The organism is Alishewanella sp. SMS8, from assembly GCF_030737935.1.
GTDB classification, from domain to species: domain Bacteria; phylum Pseudomonadota; class Gammaproteobacteria; order Enterobacterales; family Alteromonadaceae; genus Alishewanella; species Alishewanella maricola.
Genome location: NZ_JAPJEA010000002.1, coordinates 137,527 through 155,928 on the forward strand (window position 1 = coordinate 137,527; position 18,402 = coordinate 155,928).

11 protein-coding genes are annotated in these 18,402 nt (G+C 44.0%); 2 read left to right on the top strand and 9 right to left on the bottom strand.

Features of this window, described 5'->3' with window-relative positions; translation table 11 throughout:
• Window positions 1-10: 10 nt before the first annotated feature.
• The 4 genes from ORJ01_RS08200 to dnaK all read right to left on the bottom strand — a co-directional run bounded on the left by ORJ01_RS08200 (window position 11) and on the right by dnaK (window position 4,778).
• The gene (locus ORJ01_RS08200) at window positions 11-595 is read right to left on the bottom strand and encodes a hypothetical protein (protein ID WP_306177623.1); all 585 of its coding nucleotides are present in this window, start codon (window positions 593-595) and stop codon (window positions 11-13) included.
• A 165-nt stretch (window positions 596-760) separates the two neighbouring features.
• A complete protein-coding gene (locus ORJ01_RS08205; RefSeq protein ID WP_306177624.1) occupies window positions 761-1,573 on the bottom strand; it encodes a M48 family metallopeptidase in 813 nt (270 codons plus the stop codon).
• Between the two features lie 102 nt (window positions 1,574-1,675).
• A complete protein-coding gene (gene dnaJ / locus ORJ01_RS08210) occupies window positions 1,676-2,806 on the bottom strand; it encodes a molecular chaperone DnaJ (protein WP_236130049.1) in 1,131 nt (376 codons plus the stop codon).
• Window positions 2,807-2,870: 64 nt separating this feature from the next.
• Window positions 2,871-4,778, bottom strand: a complete 1,908-nt coding sequence (gene dnaK, locus ORJ01_RS08215; RefSeq protein ID WP_306177625.1) for a molecular chaperone DnaK — start codon at window positions 4,776-4,778, stop codon at window positions 2,871-2,873.
• Between the two features lie 211 nt (window positions 4,779-4,989).
• Here dnaK and luxS point away from each other — a divergent pair, with 211 nt between their 5' ends.
• On the top strand, window positions 4,990-5,499 hold the full coding sequence (luxS, locus tag ORJ01_RS08220) for an S-ribosylhomocysteine lyase (RefSeq protein WP_306177626.1): 510 nt from the start codon (window positions 4,990-4,992) through the stop codon (window positions 5,497-5,499).
• A gap of 94 nt (window positions 5,500-5,593) precedes the next feature.
• On the opposite strand, the gene ORJ01_RS08225 is transcribed toward luxS, so the two are convergent.
• Genes ORJ01_RS08225 through ORJ01_RS08240 form a run of 4 tightly spaced genes read right to left on the bottom strand, consistent with a single transcriptional unit; the run spans window position 5,594 to window position 12,892 of the window.
• Window positions 5,594-7,234, bottom strand: coding sequence for a diguanylate cyclase (locus tag ORJ01_RS08225; protein ID WP_306177627.1), 1,641 nt, complete (start codon window positions 7,232-7,234; stop codon window positions 5,594-5,596).
• The gene (locus ORJ01_RS08230; protein ID WP_306177629.1) at window positions 7,227-10,013 is read right to left on the bottom strand and encodes a PAS domain-containing protein; all 2,787 of its coding nucleotides are present in this window, start codon (window positions 10,011-10,013) and stop codon (window positions 7,227-7,229) included. The genes ORJ01_RS08225 and ORJ01_RS08230 overlap by 8 nt, the downstream gene beginning before the upstream one ends.
• A 17-nt stretch (window positions 10,014-10,030) precedes the next feature.
• Window positions 10,031-12,484: an ATP-binding protein gene (locus ORJ01_RS08235; RefSeq protein ID WP_306177630.1), complete on the bottom strand. Its 2,454-nt coding sequence runs from the start codon at window positions 12,482-12,484 to the stop codon at window positions 10,031-10,033.
• Between the two features lie 18 nt (window positions 12,485-12,502).
• Window positions 12,503-12,892: a response regulator gene (locus ORJ01_RS08240; protein WP_226751181.1), complete on the bottom strand. Its 390-nt coding sequence runs from the start codon at window positions 12,890-12,892 to the stop codon at window positions 12,503-12,505.
• A gap of 228 nt (window positions 12,893-13,120) precedes the next feature.
• Between ORJ01_RS08240 and ORJ01_RS08245 the strand changes: the two genes are divergently transcribed.
• Window positions 13,121-15,568, top strand: a complete 2,448-nt coding sequence (locus tag ORJ01_RS08245; protein ID WP_306177631.1) for a bifunctional diguanylate cyclase/phosphodiesterase — start codon at window positions 13,121-13,123, stop codon at window positions 15,566-15,568.
• Here ORJ01_RS08245 and ORJ01_RS08250 read toward each other — a convergent pair.
• Entirely contained in the window at window positions 15,565-18,327 is a 2,763-nt protein-coding gene (locus ORJ01_RS08250; RefSeq protein WP_306177632.1) for an FAD-binding and (Fe-S)-binding domain-containing protein, read from the bottom strand. The genes ORJ01_RS08245 and ORJ01_RS08250 overlap by 4 nt on opposite strands.
• Between the last annotated feature and the right edge of the window lie 75 nt (window positions 18,328-18,402).

Sequence of the window (18,402 nt, forward strand, 5' to 3'; positions counted from 1 at the left end):
CTACTCATCATTAAACGTGATAGTCATCAACCATTTTTGATAGCGCCATCCCAGTGCCAGATGGATTCATTAAAGCCTGCTGATATAAATAACTTGCAAAGCTTTGTAACGTCTTGAATTGTTTGTCAAATCCAACGACCGGAAAGGATATTCCGTGAGCCGTACTTCTCGAGTTGTAGCAGTAGCAAGCATTTAAATAAATACAAACTAAAAAATAATTCACATTAGATGGGCCACCCAAACCTTTTTTAGAGCTTTCACCTGGGTTATTTAACACATCTTGTAATGTCCAAATAGTTGTTTTTTTAGTTGAAGGAGAAACAGGGTTACCACCAAATATGTCTCTAAATTTAGAGCTATTATAATTTTTAGCAGAATTCTTAAAATAACCCGGTGAACGCAACGCAAAATTAACGGTGTCCCCCATATCAGAACCATTGCTAGAAACAGCAATTGAACCTGTTACTCCTGAAGTTCTTGCCCAAACCGACTTACCAGGTATAGATGCAATAACCAAACCTGCACCGGTACGGGTGAGAAATTTACGACGACTGACTTTTGCATCGTGTTGATCTTTCGGGTTGTTTCCTTGCATATAAACCTTCCTACAACAAGTTGAATTCTGTGAACTTACAATTAAACATGCAATTTATACACCAAAAACACAGATACCTGTTTTTTAAGGGGTTCTTTAAAACCCAACATCAGGAATATCGGGTTAGTGTAAAATAAACTGACGTTATTTAATTAAATCGCCTATCTATAATTTAGCGGGTTTGCGGCAACTTGGCAAATTGCCTGCTGCTTTGCGCTGTGTATAAAAACCATTCGCCTCAGGCATCATGTCTTGTAAGGTTGTAATCCTGGTTTCGGGTACAGGGTGACTCGATAAAAATTGCGGGCCAGCAGGGCCACTGGCCTTCGCCATATTACGCCATAAGTTAACTGCTTCACTTGGGTCAAAACCTGCTTTTGACATTAATTCGAGGCCAATTATATCAGATTCTGTTTCATGCGCTCGGCTAAACGGTAAGGCAACGCCTAATTGCGCACCAACACCTAAGGCCGCCATTAATTCTTGCTGATATTGCACGCCATAGGCTTTAGAGCCAGCATCGCCTAGGGCTAGGGCCATTTGTAAAAATTGATTGGTAGAAAGCCGCTCATTGCTGTGGCCCGCCATCACGTGCGCAATTTCATGCCCTACTACTGCAGCTAATTGTGCTGGTGTTTCTGCCACTTTTAACAAGCCGGTATAAACACCAATTTTGCCACCAGGTAATGCAAAGGCATTCACTTGCTCGCTATCAAAAACCACAATTTCCCAGCTTTGTTGCTGATATTCATCAGGGGTTACTTTCAGTAAGGCATTGCTGACACATAACACATAGCGATTAATTTCAGCATCGTTGCTGATTTTTTCCGCCGCTTTCATTTCTTCGAAGGTTTGTGCACCCATGGTGCTTAATTGCTGGTTATCGTACAGCATCACTTGACGACGTCCGGTCGGGGACTCAGCACAGGCCACCAATAACACGGTACAAATGGCTGACACCCATAATTTCTTTATCATCTTAAATCCTTTTGCAAACACATCGAACACATTTGACCAGTTTACTCTGCTGGCATAAAAAAACCACCCGATTATGGGTGGTTTATTTTTTTACTAATGAGATTAGTTAGTTAAATCATCAAAAAACTTCTTCACACCATCGAAGAACCCTTTTGACTTAGGACGATGCTTGGCTTCACTGTCGCCAGCCATGCTATCGTCTAGTTGTCTTAGTAGCTCTTTTTGCCGCTCAGATAAATTCACTGGCGTTTCAATCACCACTTTACACACTAAATCACCGACACCCCCACCACGCACTGATTGCACGCCCTTGCCACGTAGGCGGAACATTTTCTCAGTTTGTGTTTCAGCTGGGATCTTTAATTTAACCCGGCCATCTAAGGTCGGCACATCAATTTCACCACCTAAAGCTGCGGTCGCAAAGCTTAATGGCACATCGCAATACAGGTTGTTACCATCACGCTGGAAAATGGCGTGTTGCTTAACGCTGACCTGCACATACAAATCACCCGCCGGAGCGCCATGCATGCCTGCTTCGCCTTCGCCGGTTAAACGAATACGGTCACCGGTATCTACACCTGCGGGTATTTTAACGGCCAACGTTTTGGTTTTTTCAATGCGGCCTTCACCATGACACTTGCTGCACGGATCAGGAATAATCTTGCCACGACCACTACAAGTAGGACAGGTTTGTTGTACCGCGAAAAAGCCTTGGCGCATCGTCACTTGCCCAGCACCATGGCAGGTTGGGCAGCTCTTGGCTGAAGTGCCTTTTTTGGCACCTGAACCATCACAGCTATCACAACCGACCATCGTTGGTACTTTAATGTCGACCGATTTACCTTTAACGGCTTCTTCTAATGTCAGTTCTAAGTTGTAACGAAGATCTGAGCCGCGCTGTGCCCGTGATTGACCGCGACGGCCACCGCCTCCGAAGATATCACCGAACACGTCGCCGAAAATATCACCAAAGTCAGCATTGCCGCCACCACCCGCACCACGATTCGGATCTACCCCGGCATGGCCGAAGCGATCATAGGCGGCTTTTTTCTGGTCGTCAGACAAAATCTCATAGGCTTCTTGCACTTCTTTAAACTTCTCTTCCATGGCTTTATCACCCTGTGTGCGATCGGGGTGAAATTTCATGGCGAGGCGTTTATAAGCCTTTTTGATCTCTTTATCATCGGCGCCTTTAGCGACACCTAATACTTCATAATAGTCACGCTTGGACATAGATCTGTGCTTAATTCTCAGTAAAAGGGCTACAGATTATGCTGCAGCCCGATATGGGTGATAATTACTTCTTGTCGTCTTTAACTTCTTCAAACTCAGCGTCAACAACATCATCGCCACCAGACTGCTGAGCGGTTTCTTCACCACCCTGCTGACCTTTAGCTTGTGCTGCTTCCATCAATTTTTGCGAAGCTTGTAACAAGGCCTGGGTTTTCGCTTCAATGTCAGCTTTATCGCTGCCTTTCATCGCTTTTTCCAGATCGGTAATCGCGTTCTCGATAGCTTCTTTATCATTGGCAGCTAAGGCAGAACCGGCATCTTCCAGCTGTTTGCGGGTAGAGTGTACCATAGCATCGGCTTGGTTACGTGCCTGCACCATTTCTTCGAACTTTTTATCTTCTTCAGCATTCGCTTCGGCATCACGCACCATTTTATCGATTTCTTCCTCACTTAAACCTGAAGAAGCTTTGATGGTGATCTTTTGCTCTTTACCGGTGTCTTTGTCTTTCGCCGACACGTGTAAAATACCGTCCGCATCTAAATCGAAAGTTACTTCAATTTGTGGCTCGCCACGACGGCCTGGGCGAATACCTTCTAAGTTAAATTGGCCCAGAGATTTGTTATCTGAAGCGCGCTTACGCTCACCCTGGATCACGTGGATCGTCACCGCAGATTGGTTATCATCCGCCGTTGAGAACACTTGCGACTTTTTCGTCGGGATAGTGGTGTTTTTCTCAATCAGTGCTGTCATCACGCTACCCATGGTTTCGATACCCAGTGATAACGGGGTAACATCCAGTAATAAAACGTCTTTAACATCACCTGACAGCACCGCACCTTGAATGGCCGCACCAACCGCAACGGCTTCATCTGGGTTAACGTCTTTACGAGGCTCTTTACCGAAGAAAGCGGTAACGGCTTCTTGTACTTTCGGCATACGCGTTTGACCACCAACAAGAATAATCTCGTTGATTTCGCTGACACTTAAATCGGCATCAGCAAGCGCCTTTTTCAATGGCTCTAGGGTGCGTTGTACTAAATCTTCAACCAAAGATTCTAATTTAGCGCGAGTCACTTTGATGTTCAGGTGTTTTGGACCTGAGGCATCTGCAGTGATATACGGTAAGTTAACTTCAGTTTGTGAAGCAGATGACAGCTCAATTTTCGCTTTTTCTGCTGCTTCTTTTAAACGTTGCATGGCTAAAGGATCATTACGTAAATCCATGCCTTGCTCTTTCTTAAACTCTTCAACTAAGTAGTTGATTACGCGGTTATCAAAGTCTTCACCACCTAAGTGAGTATCACCGTTAGTCGCTAATACTTCAAACGTTTGCTCGCCATCAACATCATCAATTTCAATAATAGAGATATCGAAAGTACCGCCACCTAAGTCATAAACTGCAACTTTGGTGTCGCCTTTCTTTTTATCCATACCGTAGGCTAATGCCGCAGCTGTCGGTTCGTTGATAATACGTTTAACATCTAAACCTGCGATACGGCCAGCATCTTTCGTGGCTTGACGCTGCGCGTCGTTGAAATAGGCTGGAACCGTAATAACGGCGGCAGTAACCGCTTCACCAAGATAATCTTCAGCGGTTTTCTTCATTTTTTTCAAGATTTCAGCTGAAATTTGTGGCGCAGCTAATTTTCGGTCTTTTACTTCAACCCAAGCGTCACCATTGTCTGCTTTAACAATTTTGAACGGCATGATTTTGATGTCGCGTTGCACTTCTTCGTCTTCAAAACGACGGCCAATTAAACGCTTGATTGCATACAGAGTATTTTTAGGGTTGGTCACCGCTTGACGTTTTGCTGGTTGCCCTACTAAAACTTCACCATCTTCTGCATAAGCAATGATGGATGGCGTAGTACGAGCGCCTTCAGCATTCTCTAATACTCTTGGCTTATCGCCATCTAAAATAGCCACACAAGAGTTGGTTGTACCCAAGTCAATACCAATAATTCTACCCATAATTTCTCTCCACCTAATATTCTGAACAATGTATCGTTGCGATGGTAAATTAGTGGGGATTAGCCCTGATCTATTCAAGGTTATCAACGTGATTTTTTTTGATTTTGTCTAAGTTAAATGACTTTAACGCGCCTTTTGTTGAAAAGCGGTTAACTTAAACCATCGCTCAGGGCTATAATCGACCAACACTTTTTTTTAAATAGGATCCGCTATGCCATTACTTGATAGCTTTACCGTAGACCATACCATTATGCGAGCGCCTGCCGTTCGGGTTGCGAAGAAGATGAACACGCCTAAGGGGGACGCAATCACCGTTTATGATTTACGTTTTTGCGTACCGAACGAAGAGATCTTATCTGAGAAAGGTATTCACACTTTAGAACACTTATTTGCTGGTTTTATGCGAGATCACCTAAACAGTGCTGACGTTGAGATTATTGATATCTCGCCAATGGGCTGCCGCACCGGTTTTTACATGAGCTTAATTGGTACGCCAGATGAGCAACGTGTAGGCCAAGCTTGGCAAGCCGCCATGACAGATGTGTTACAGGTTGCAAACCAAAAGGATATTCCTGAGCTGAATATCTATCAGTGTGGCACCGCACAAATGCATTCATTAGAAGAAGCCAAGCAAATCGCACAAAACATTTTAACTCGCGGTGTGGGTGTTAACCGTAATGATGAATTAGCACTACCCGCTGAAGTACTCAGCAAATTATAATTGTATCGCTCACAAAAAGGTCAGCTTGCTGTCATACAGAACAGTTAACGTGTTTAGCATGACTGCTGGCTGCCCTATTGTAGGGTTTTTAATGTTAATCATCCTCAGCAACACAAATTCGATTTCGGCCCGTTTCTTTTGCGTGATATAGCGCATCATCCGCAGCAACGATCATCTTTGCCGCATCAGTAAAAGGCTGGTTACTGGTTGAAACCACGCCCGCAGAGAAAGTACAGCTAAAGGTGTTATCCTCAGCCGTAAACTTTAACTTTCTAAACGCATCGAGAATACTTTCAGTTATTTTTTTGGCTTCTTCGGCACCGCAATCGGGTAACACCAGTAAAAACTCTTCACCACCATAGCGACCGGCGCGATCCGTTTTACGGATACGTTTGCGTAATAATGTTGCCAAGGCCGAAATAACCATATCACCAATGGCATGACCATAATTATCATTTACCGATTTAAACAAATCGATATCAACCATCACAACACTAAGCGGTTGCTGTTCACGCCGGGTACGATCTAATTCTATATCCACAGCACTTTTAATCGAGCTGTGTTTAATTAAGCCTGTTAAACCATCTTTTTCAATTAAGTTTTTAATCTGAATACTGCGTGCTAACCGCACTTTTATTGCTTGTGTTAACTGCGAGTCGTCAATCGGCTTGGTTAAAAAATCATCTGCCCCATGTGCCATGGCGCGCAACTGCAGGGATTTGTTCACCTCTGAAGAGAGATAAACAATAGGTATACGCTTCAAAGAGGGATATTGCCGAATCAGCCCTGCCAGTTCAGCGCCAGAAATCTCTGGCATGTAAATATCCATTAAAACTAGATCAGGCCCAAAGCGCATTAACTCGTTCACAATATCGCGGACATTATTGACAATCGCTGTTTCAATACCGACATTTTGCAAAACTAAAGCGTAATGCTCAGCCAATAAGGTATCATCATCAACAATAAATACCCGGCCAAAACTGCCACTGTGAGTTTCAAGTAACTCCGTAATGGTAGAAATACAGCTAGGTATATCTAAAGGTGCGACAAAAAAGGCATCAGCACGCTGTTGTGCTGCTTTAATACGTAAATCAAAATTATCCTTAGCAGATAAAACCAGCAAACGCGCATGCTTTTTAACTAACTGGTCTAAAAGTAACGTCTGCTCAAACAACAGGCTGCCATCAGCTAAAGATATGGCTGAGAACAAAATAGTCGGTGCGGTATTTTGCAGTCGCTGCAAGCAATCATCAAAGCCACTAAATAACTCAACTTGCATCCCAAATGCGGTCAACTGCTGGCTAAATTCATCAATAATGGTTTTAGAATCGAGAATTAACCAAATGGTGTTCGGTTGCAATATTATTGGATCAGGAATGCCTAATTCACTGTATTTATTGCGTAAAGCTTTGTCTACAGCAATTCCGAACTCTAATACCGCGCGCTTTAACGAGGGTATGGCTTGCTGTTGATCAACATCCGTTTTGTTAATAATAATTAAGGTTAATTGTTCAATTTGCCGGGCTTGTATACCTAAACTGGCGTATCCAAAGGTACCGCAAGCACCTGCCAATTTATGTGCTTCTGCCATGAGCTGTGTTAAAGGCTCTTTGCTGACATCGGCTTTTGCAAGCTTTGCCATACGCGCTAATCGTTCTGGCAAACCGTGCTCAAAACGCTGTCGCAACTGCGCAAACGCTTCAGACGGCGATCGTTTAGCAGGGGTACTATTCATCAGGATCTTCCTGTACAACAGAGATAAAATCAGGTTTTTGACAATATGGTAACACAAAACGGAAGGTGCTGCCCTCTGCAAGAACAGAGTCAAAGCTAATGGTTCCCTGCATTTGCTCAATTAATTCTTTGCAAATGGCTAAACCTAAGCCGGTTCCGCCGGTTTGTCGATTATTGGAACCATCCGCTTGAGCAAAACGTTCAAACACGCGATGTGTAAATTCAGGGTCTATTCCAATACCGTTATCCGTGATCGAGATTTGCACTTTGTCACCCAAATGCTCAGCGTTAATGGCCACTGTACCCTCAGGGTATGAAAATTTAACGGCATTAGAGATCAAATTAGTCAGTACTTGTTGTAAACGCATGGCATCGGCTAACACACACAGACGGTCATCACATTGCTCAATATTTAAGGTGATTTTATATTGCTCAGCGTAAAGTAATAAATTTTCCAGTGCCTGCTGCAGTTCTGTTGCAACATGCAAAGGTTGGATATTAAGCTGTACCTTACCCGCAGTTAACTTTTCAATGTCAAGTAAGTCATTAATTAAGTTAGATAAACGCCCGGTATTACTGGACGCAATTTGCAACATCTTTTGCATCTTATCGGAAATTTGATCCCTGGCGCCAGCATTTAATAAACTTAACGCCCCTTTAATCGCCGTCAGAGGGGTGCGTAATTCATGGCTTACCGTCGCTATAAATTCATCTTTAAGTTGTTGTAATATCATTCGTTCAGTAACATCTTGCACCGAACCTACCAACAATTTTTCGGGGTTTTCGGTCAGTGGCAACAATTTAGCCACTCCATGCACCCAGCAAATAGTGCCGTCTGGGCGAATAATGCGATGGATAACATCATGCACGCCCGTTTCTTGCGCCATTAGCTCACTTTGTTCCACTAACTGACGATCATCCGGATGCACAATACTTTTAAACAAGGCTATGCTCGGCTTGATATCTTGCTCATCAAAACCAAATAATTGATAAATCATCGGTGACCACCATAACTCTCCTGTCACCAATGATGACTGCCAAAAACCGATGGCGGCATTTTTACTGGCACTATCAAGCCGTTGCTGAGCCATTTTTAATTCACGATTCACCTGTTCTAACTGCAAATAGTATTGTTTGATGGTGGTGATATCTTGAATATAGCCATGCCACAACGTACTGCCATCGGGCATGGCTTCTGGCTGAGACGAACCGGATAACCAAATTATGGACTTATCTTCATTGATCACGCGATACTCATGATACCATTCAGCTAGAGTTAGCCTCGATTGTTCAATACTCTCTACTAAACCGGTTAAATCCTCTGGATGAATTTTAGCAAACGCCATTGATGCATCTTTTTTTAACTGCTCCAAAGAAATACCATAGACTCGCTCCATCGCATTACTTGCATAAGGAAACGCCACACGACCATCTGGCCACTGCTGATACTGGTATACCGCGCCGGGTAATTGTGATGCTAAAGCGGACAACTTGTGCTTAGCGAGCTTTTCTTCAGAGATATCCAAAATAAAACCATCGAGAAAGCGCACCTTGCCATCTTCGGCGTAATCGGCTTTGCCACGCTCTTCGACCCAATGGATCTCACCGTTTTTGTGTATAACACGGTACTGCAATTGCCAGCTTTGCTGCTCTGCCACTGCTTGGTCCACGGCCTTTTCTAACCAGGCACGATCTTCAGGATGGATTACACTGGCATAAGTACGTACCTTGTTATTAATAAAGTCACTGGCTGGATAACCCGAAACCGGATCAATATTGCCGCTCATGAACAGCATGGTCCAGTTTTTATCTACCATACATCGATAAGTAATACCGGGAATATTCGATACCAACGCTTGAAACTGATCTCGGCTGGCTTTTATTTCTAATTCTGCCTGTTTTTGGGCAGTAATATCAGCATGGGTACCATACATCATTAATGGCTTGCCATCATCAGTCCAAGAGATTACCCGACCACGGTCATGCACCCAAATCCAATCGCCGGTTCGGTGTCGAATTCGACATTTACAATCATAAAAGGCTGACTCGCCGCGAAAATGCTGTTCTAACAGTCTGTTAGACTGTTCAACATCCCCAGGGTGTGCAAGATCAAACCAGGTAGAAATGGAAATAGGCGCTAACTCAGCTAAAGTGTATCCCGCCATTTCAGCCCAGCGTTCGTTAAACGTGGTTTCGCCGGTTTGAACATTCCACTGCCAAGTCCCTATGCGCGTACCTTCTAATACCGAACGATACATTAATTCTCTTGCCGCAAGCTGTTCATGCGCATGCTCTTGCAGTCGATCATTAATTTCTTGTTCTATAAGCTCCGCAAACTGTTTGAGGCTTTGACGCTCTCGTTTTGATAAACGACGCGGTACCTCATCAATTAAACACAAGGTGCCAATACGTTCATTCGCTAAGGTTAATGGCGCGCCAGCATAAAAACGAATAAAAGGTGACGTTGTCACTAACGGATTATCATCAAACCGTGCATCTTGCTGCGCATCGTACACTTCGAAAACATCATCAGCTAAGATGGCATGGCCACAAAATGAAATATCCCGATGTGTTTCACACACATCTAAACCTTGACGTGATTTCAGAAACTGACGTTCTCGATCAACCAATGAAATGAGCACAATTTTCACATTGAAACATTGCTGCACTAAACGCGTAATGCGATCAAACCTAGCCTCGGGATCGGTATCTAGCAGCTGTGTTTGCTGTAATATCTGTAATCGACGCTCTTCAGATAAAGGAATTTCTGGTTTTTGCATAATGCCTCTTTACAGCCTTAGCTAGTTTCATCATTTAAACAGGATCCTGGCTTAGCCAGCGCAAAGGCCAACCAGAAAGTACTACCAAGACCATATTGAGAATCAAAACCCACCTGCCCTCCCATCTTTTCTGTGAGTTCTTTTGTGATGGCTAACCCTAAACCTGTCCCACCTTTATTTCGATTACTCGAGGCATCGCCTTGGGCAAACTTCTCAAAAATACGTGATTTAAAATCATCCTTAATACCTTGTCCACGATCGATCACTTCAAGCCGAGCTTGATTATGCTCAGCGCTCAACACTAATTTAATTTCACCACCGTGCGGTGAGAATTTAATAGCATTGGATAACAGGTTAACAATAATTTGAATCAACCGCTCTGCATTAACATTAGCATAAACCGCTGGTGACAGAACCTCGATACGAAAACGAATTTGATATTCGTTAGCAAAACTCATCACGCCTTCGACTGCTTTCTCTAATAGTGGCTGTAATAGCTGTATCTGTAATGGCATAACAAACTTACCCGAGATTAACTTCTCGATATCCAGCAAATCATCAATCAATATTGTCAGTCGTTCGCAATTCTGCTCCGCTACCGTTAGCAGCTTTGTGGTTTTGCTATTTAATTCGCTTATTTTCCCAGAGTTAACCAAACGCAAAGAAGCATAAATTGCGGTTAAAGGGGTGCGAAGTTCATGACTTACCGTAGCAATAAACTCGTTCTTCAAACGTTCTGTCCGATGACGTTCTGACACATCACGCGCAATGCCAAGATAGCCGCTAATCTTACCTGAATGATCACGGATCACCGTTATCGTTAGGGATACCGGAATGGCTTGCCCAGACTTATGCAGGTAAGTCCATTCATGTGTTTCCGTTCCTTCTTGTTCGGCTTTAATTACAAAAGCACGAAAACCTTGTACCGGTTCAGCCAGCTCTGCATTAAGTTCTTTGATGCGGTTCATCACTTCTGAAGATTGATGCAAAATTTCTGGCGTTTGCTTTCCTACCAATTCCTCAGCTTGGTAGCCAAGCATTTTCTCTGCTCCAACACTGAAAAACTGAATAACACCGTTAGGATCAGTTGCAATAATCGAAAAATCGGATGCTGCCGATAAAATAGCATTTTGCTGGCTATTACTGTGTTGTAACGCCTCCGTTCGTTGAGTTACTTGTTGCTCTAACTCACATTGCGTTATACGGCTGCGTTGAAAGGCATCGTTTAAATGAGCACTCATCTGTGCCAAGGTATGCGATAAATTGCTGTACTCCAACACACGGCTTTGCGGCATAACGGTTTTTTGTTGCTGAGTAATATCAGCCTGTATGCGCTGACTTGCCACATCAATACGCCTCAAAGGTAAGCTGATCGCTTTACTGAGCAAAGCGCTGATCCCAATGGTAAGCCCTAAAAACAATACTAAACGCACAAATTGCTGCGCACTGTCTTGCTCTAATTGCGCAACAACACTCTTTGCGGGCTGCTCTATCACTAGCCAAAATTGGTCGTTTTGCCAACGCAAAGGATAAGTAAAAACATACCGACTTTTGCGCCAGCTTTGAATGGGGATGAGTTCTGAACTGGGTTGCCAGTGTTGAAAACCAGTAGATAGTGCGTTCGCTGCATTGGCGGTAATCGTCTGGTTTTGCCCCATCAACTGAGTAAGCTGCTTTTTACTATCTAAGAGTGCCAGCGCGTAACCTCGATCAACAGGTAAACTCGTGGTAAGTTGTTGCAGCTCACTCGGCAACAAAGTTGAGCTGGGTTTTGGTATATGTTCTAGCTGCAATGCAATGACGGCCGAGATCTCTGCCATGCGTTCCACCACCGCTAGCTCGTATAACGCTTTTGATTTTTTAGCATCGAAAATGACGGGTAAACTTCCAGCGAGCAGGGTTGAACTGAGCAGGGTTAGAAAAACCAACTGCCCTAAACTGATTGCGGGTAAGGCAAGTTTTTTACTGAGTGTTTTGTTTAGTTGCATCATTGCAACCAGTACAGCCACAACCAAAGTATTAAAAATACCATTACTAATCTGCTTTAATGCAATCAGCACAGCGGTGTTTGAGGGAGCGTTAAGCACAAGCGCATAACAACCTATTATTACAGGCAACGCTAATAGCCAAAACTGCAAATCTAACAGAACTAAATTCGTCTGATTATTTTTACCATAGCGTAAACTTAACCAAAGTATTTCACTACTGAAAATAAACCAAGCAAAGGGATGCTGCCAGATCAGCACAGTTGCACTTGCAGCAATAATACCGACGACAATAGCCGCTTTTGTTCCAAGCAGTACCAGTGCCAAAACAGCAAAAACAGAGCCAAAAATAAAGTCTATGTCAAAAAAAAGCGGCAATCGTAAAAAATTAAAACCAAAGCCCAACAGCGATAAAAGCAGTATCAGCAACAATTGGGGTAATGTTGCCAACCTCAACCACCCTCGGGCGTGATGTTCAAATTTCATAACAACGTGTTTATTACCTTAGTTAGTGATCTGTGCTTGCTCAAACAACTGCTGCAATCTGTCGCCCAGAGCCATTGGTTCAAAGGGTTTGTCTATCACTGCAATAGCTCCTGCATCAAGATAATGCTGCTTCTCAGCTTGCTGAATTTTTGCTGTCATAAAAACCACAGGCACACTAGCAAGTTCTGGTATGGCTCGCAGTGCGGCTAGCGTTTGCATGCCATCCATTTGTGGCATCATGACATCCAATAATATTAATTCTGGATTAAAACCACTTGCTTGAGCCACTGCACTTGCACCGCTGTCACAACTAAGCAGTTCGAAACCAGCAACATCAACCAAAGCGATTTCAGCTACCGCTCGAATCGACTCATCATCTTCTACATGCATTATCCGTTTTAATGCCATAAGAGCCTCACTTAATTTACCTGACGACTTAACTTGTTTGGAAATTAGATTAAATACAAATCAATCCTAGCATACTCTAACAATAGCGCCTGTATATCGCTTTTTGATCTTGCCGTGCTCAGCATGATTTCGAGTTTCGTCACTATTTTTGAGACAAACTAAAAAAACGCTATTTTTCTCATAGAACTTTGCTAAGGTTATTTAAAGAAAGTAGAAAATTTAAATCGCATGAAGCAAACCGACAAAAATAAATGGCGAGCCATGCAAATTCAATATCGACTGAATTTGCGACACAAAGCAGAAAGTATTCAGCAAAACTGGATGGCACTGCAGCAAAACACCGATCCCGCTGCTTTGACGCAACTGCAACATCTCTCTCATCAACTTGCTGGTTCTGGCAGCATTTATGGCTTTCCGGATGTTTCTCGTTATGCCAAGTCGCTCAACCATTTGTTACAGAGTGTTGAACCGACTAAAGTCAGTAATGACACTACGATAAAACTGCAGCTCGCCGATTTAATTCAGGAGCTTAATAACCACTATACAGATGAATACGTTGCTGATGAGCCTGAAGTACCCTTAGCCGCGTTAGGTTTTAACCACGCTAAAATAGTGTTTGTTGATGATGATACTGACATGCTGCAGTATCATCGAGCGCCATTAGAAGCGGCTGGCTATCATGTTATTGAATTACAAGATATTAAGCAACTTTCTGCGACCGTTGCTGAACAGCAGCCGCTTGCTGCAATTTGCGACATGGTATTCCCTGAAGGCGAAACGGCAGGAGCCGATTATCTAATAGCGCTGCGTGAGCAGCAAGGTATTAATTTCCCTGTTATTTTTATTTCTGCTTTTGATACCTTTGACAGCCGGCTAGCCGCAGTGCGGGCTGGCAGTAGTCATTTTTTAGCGAAACCGGTTTCTTCACAGGCATTAATTCAGATGCTGGCGAACCTGTTACAACCACAGGAAGCAAACCCTTATCGGATCTTATTAGTTGATGACGATGCCGATGTATTACGCTTTTATCGTCAAGCCTTACAACTGGCAGGCTATCAAATTTTCTGTACTAACGACCCCAAAAACGCTCTGACTTTAATGATTAAACACCAGCCAGAGTTGGTTTTAATCGATTTACATATGCCGGGTTGTCATGGTTTAGAACTAGGGCAAGTTATTCGCCAACACAATGAATTAGTCAACATTCCTATTGTATTTATGTCGGCAGACGAGAGCACAGATGAAAAACTCGCTGCCGTGCGTTTAGCAGGTGATGAATTTATTCATAAACCCATTGCCCCCTGGCGTTTACTTATGGTGGTTGAAGCCCGCGTTAAACGCAGCCGACTGCTTCAACAGCAAAAGCGCCAAATTATGCGCCAGCCCGAATTAGTGCAGCACCTCGACACCCTTACTGCGCTGCCCACTTTATGGCTATTAAAAAAAGATATTGAGCATTTGCAGCAAAATCGCCAGCCTTTTTATATTCTTAAATTGAATCTCAATAAATTTCATTTGGTCAATGATGTATATGGCCATGGCACAGGTGATTTACTGTTGCAAACAGTGGCATGGAAATTAGCACAGCAACTGCGTGCAGAGGATAAATTGTATCGGCAAAATGGCGATGAGTTTTGGCTTTTAATTCACTCAGCAGATGTCAATGCAGTGCAAAAACTGGCAGAAAAATTGCTATTTCAACTCTCGCAACACTCCGAGGCGTTTCATGCCAATATTAATTTATCGGCAAGTATTGGTTTATGCGCTTCTCATGATCAAACAGCTAATGCCGATACATTAATGCAACAAGCCAATATGGCACAACATGAAGCCAAGAAAACACCGGGTTATCAAATTCGCTGCTATAACAGTACGATGCAATCGAACATCAGCAAGCGTTATCAAATACAACAAAGCTTGAAACAAGCCTTATTAGACGAGGCGTTTTATCCCGTTTATCAACCTATCGTAAATAGCCAAGGGATGTTAAAAGGCTTTGAGTTATTGTCACGATGGCAGCACAGCGAGTTTGGTCCGATTGCTCCAGATACTTTTATCCCGCTGCTCGAAGAAGAAGGGCTAATTAGCCAGCTCACCCAACAGATGTTGCATAAGGGCTTAGCGCAACTAGCCCACTGGCGTAAAACGCTGCCAGAACTGACATTAAGTATCAATTTGAGTGTGCCAGATATCGCCGATGCGCAGCTGCCTGAATTGCTTCAACAATTACTCCAAAAACAACAATTACCATCAACAGCGCTCACCTTAGAAATTACCGAAAGCATTTTAATTCAACAAAAAGATCATATTACGAAGAAGCTAGAGCATTTGAAAATGCAAGGCTTTAGCATCGCTTTAGATGACTTTGGTACAGGCTACTCTTCATTAAGTTACTTGAATAACTACCCGGTGGATATTTTAAAAATAGACCGCAGCTTCGTGAGTAATTTATCCGACCCAAAAGCCAGACGACTCACCCTAGCGATCATTCATCTGGCCAAAGAACTAGAGTTAAAAGTGACCGCAGAAGGGGTGGAACAATTACAGCAACTCAGCATTTTACAAGACGAATACTGTCACTTTTATCAAGGTTATTATTTCAGTAAACCGCTAACAGTCGCCGAGTTAGAGCAAAGCCAATGGCTGCAGCCTTCATCGCAATTACTCGATACTTAGCTGCACTGATCTAACACATACATCAGATGCTGGTATTCTAAACCACTGTGCCGACTTAAGCCTATTTCACAGGTTCGGCTGGTTGATACCCCCCATGAGCACTCACTTACTTGAGACGCTAAGCTTGATAATGCAGAAGCATTTAACTCCGGCATAAAGAAACCTTTATCACCCGCAAAGCCACAACAACTAATATTGTCTGGCATTACGACTTGCTCGGTGCAAGCACCTAGTAGCGCCATCAGTTTATCTGCTTGCCCTAACTGCTGCGCACTACAACTTATATGCAACGCAATGGGCTGTTTTATCTTGGTTAGCGTGAGCTTTGGTAACACAAACTCGGCAATAAAGTCGATACTATCGTACAGTTTTAAGCGTGGATCGAGTTTACCTTGCAAGGTTAAACTACAGGGGCTGGTGTCAGAAAAAATAGGGATCTGACCTTGCTGGCTATGTTGTAATAACCAGGTATTGAGTTGCTGTTGCTGCTGTTGTTGTGCGGCAAATTGTCCCTTTGATTGCAATGGCATACCGCAACACTGACTGGCTAAATCGGGGGCCAAAATCAATTGATAGCCGGCCTTAGCCAGTAAGTTGGCACTTACCTGCTGTAGTGAACGGCCATCATTGCTACCTTTAGCAGGCCCCATCACCCGGTTACTACAACTGCTTAAATACAAAACCGGTTTTAAACCCGTTTGCTGAGGCAACGCTGGCATGCGGTTGGCGGTGGGCATAGCGCTGTGCCACATGGGTGTATTTTTACCCAGTACACCGTAAGCCAGCTGCCCCACTCGCAAACCCAACTTTGCCAGCTGAGTCACTTTGGCAAATTTCGTAACGACCTGTCTTGCAACTGGCTGCCACGACTGATTATCTTTACTGCGTAATTGCCGTGTTAAATCGCCCGTGTTGATACCCACCGGACAAGCTGTACTACACATGCCACAAGCTGCGCAACTGGCATTACCTTGATAAGCATAATCTTTTATTAATTGCTTTAAACGTTCTGGCTTTTGCCCTGTTGTTTGTAAATGGCTAATTTCTCTTTGCACCACAATGCGTTGTCGCGGCGTTAAAGTGAGTTTACGTGACGGACACACCGGCTCACAAAAGCCACATTCAATACATTTATCCACTAACGCATGAGTTGCAGGTAAGGCTTTTAGATGTTGCAGATGTAAGGTTTTATCCTGGCTAAGCACCACATCTGGGTTAAGAATATGCTTAGGATCGAATAACTTTTTAAGCTGCCACATAAGTTGATAAGCCGCACTGCCCCACTCCAACTCTACGAAGGGCGCCATATTGCGTCCAGTGCCATGCTCGGCTTTTAATGAACCACCATACTCAACGGCAACCAAATGCGCGACATCTTGCATAAACGCATCATAGCGCGCCACTTGCTCAGCGTCGTTAAAACTTTGCGTGAACACAAAATGTAAATTGCCTTCCAACGCATGCCCAAAAATAATCGCCTCGTGATACTGATAACGATCAAATAATTGCTGCAATGCTTGCACACCTGCGGCGAGATCGGCTAAAGGAAAAGTGACATCCTCAATGATCACCGTAGTACCGGTTTCACGAACGGCGCCCACCGCTGGAAACGTACCTTTGCGGATCGCCCACAATTGCTCTGATACCTTCGCGTCGGTACTAAAATCAACGCTTTGCTCAAGGCTGAATTGTGCAGATAAGGCGGCTATCTCGGTTAATTGCCGCTGCAAGGCCGCAGGTGAGTTAGCTCGGCTTTCAATCAACAAAGCGGCAGCACCATCGGATAACGTTTTAACCCAAGGGGGTAAACCGGCTTTACCTGATACCGAACGTAAGCTTCGTCTATCTAACAGCTCTACTGCCGCGACCGGCGCCGTTTTCAATAAACTCACTGCAGCACAGCAACTGACAATATCAGGAAAAACCCACAACGCTGTCGCTTTATGGGCATGATCAGCCACGGTGTGATAGGTGACACTGCTGATAAAACCCAAGCAGCCTTCGGAGCCCACCATTAAATGGCTGAGGATATCGATAGGATCGCTAAATTCGGTGAGGGCGTTCAGTGAAAACCCCATGGTATTTTTTAAGCGGTACTTATGGCGAATCTTCGCCAATAACTCGGCGTTTTGCTGAGTTTGCTGTGCCAGTTCGGCCAATTGACGCAGTAATGCCGCATGCGATTGCCGAAAACGCGCCACACTATCGGCCTCTTCGGTGTCTAGCACGGTGCCATCAAATAACACTACCCGCATTCCCGCAAGGGTATTAAAACTGTTTTGCGCCGTACCACAGCACATGCCACTGGCATTATTGGCGACGATACCGCCAATTTTACAACTATTTATTGAGGCAGGATCCGGCCCTATTTTTCGACCATAAGGCGCTAGCCATTTATTCGCTTGTGCACCAATCACGCCGGGGCCTAAACGGATCTGTTCCCCTAAACCAAAAATGCGATATTGCTGCCAATTTTCGCCAAGCACCAATAATACGGAATCCGTTACCGCTTGCCCTGACAAGCTGGTACCCGCAGCGCGAAACGTCACCGCTACTTGGTGTTGCCAAGCCAGTTTTAGCAACGACACCACTTCAAGCTCAGATTCGACTCGCAACACCAATTGCGGATTTAAACGATAGAAGCTGGCATCAGTACCAAAGGCTAAGCAGGATAACGCATCGTCAAACCAGCGTTCACTGGGAATAACGGCACGGGCAGAGGCCAAAAAAGCAGAGCTAATAGCAGGGCGGCAACTCACAACATTTACCTAAGAAATCAGTTTTATACTAATTAACAGTTTTTTCGAACAGAGGCTAGCGCTTGTTGTGCTTTG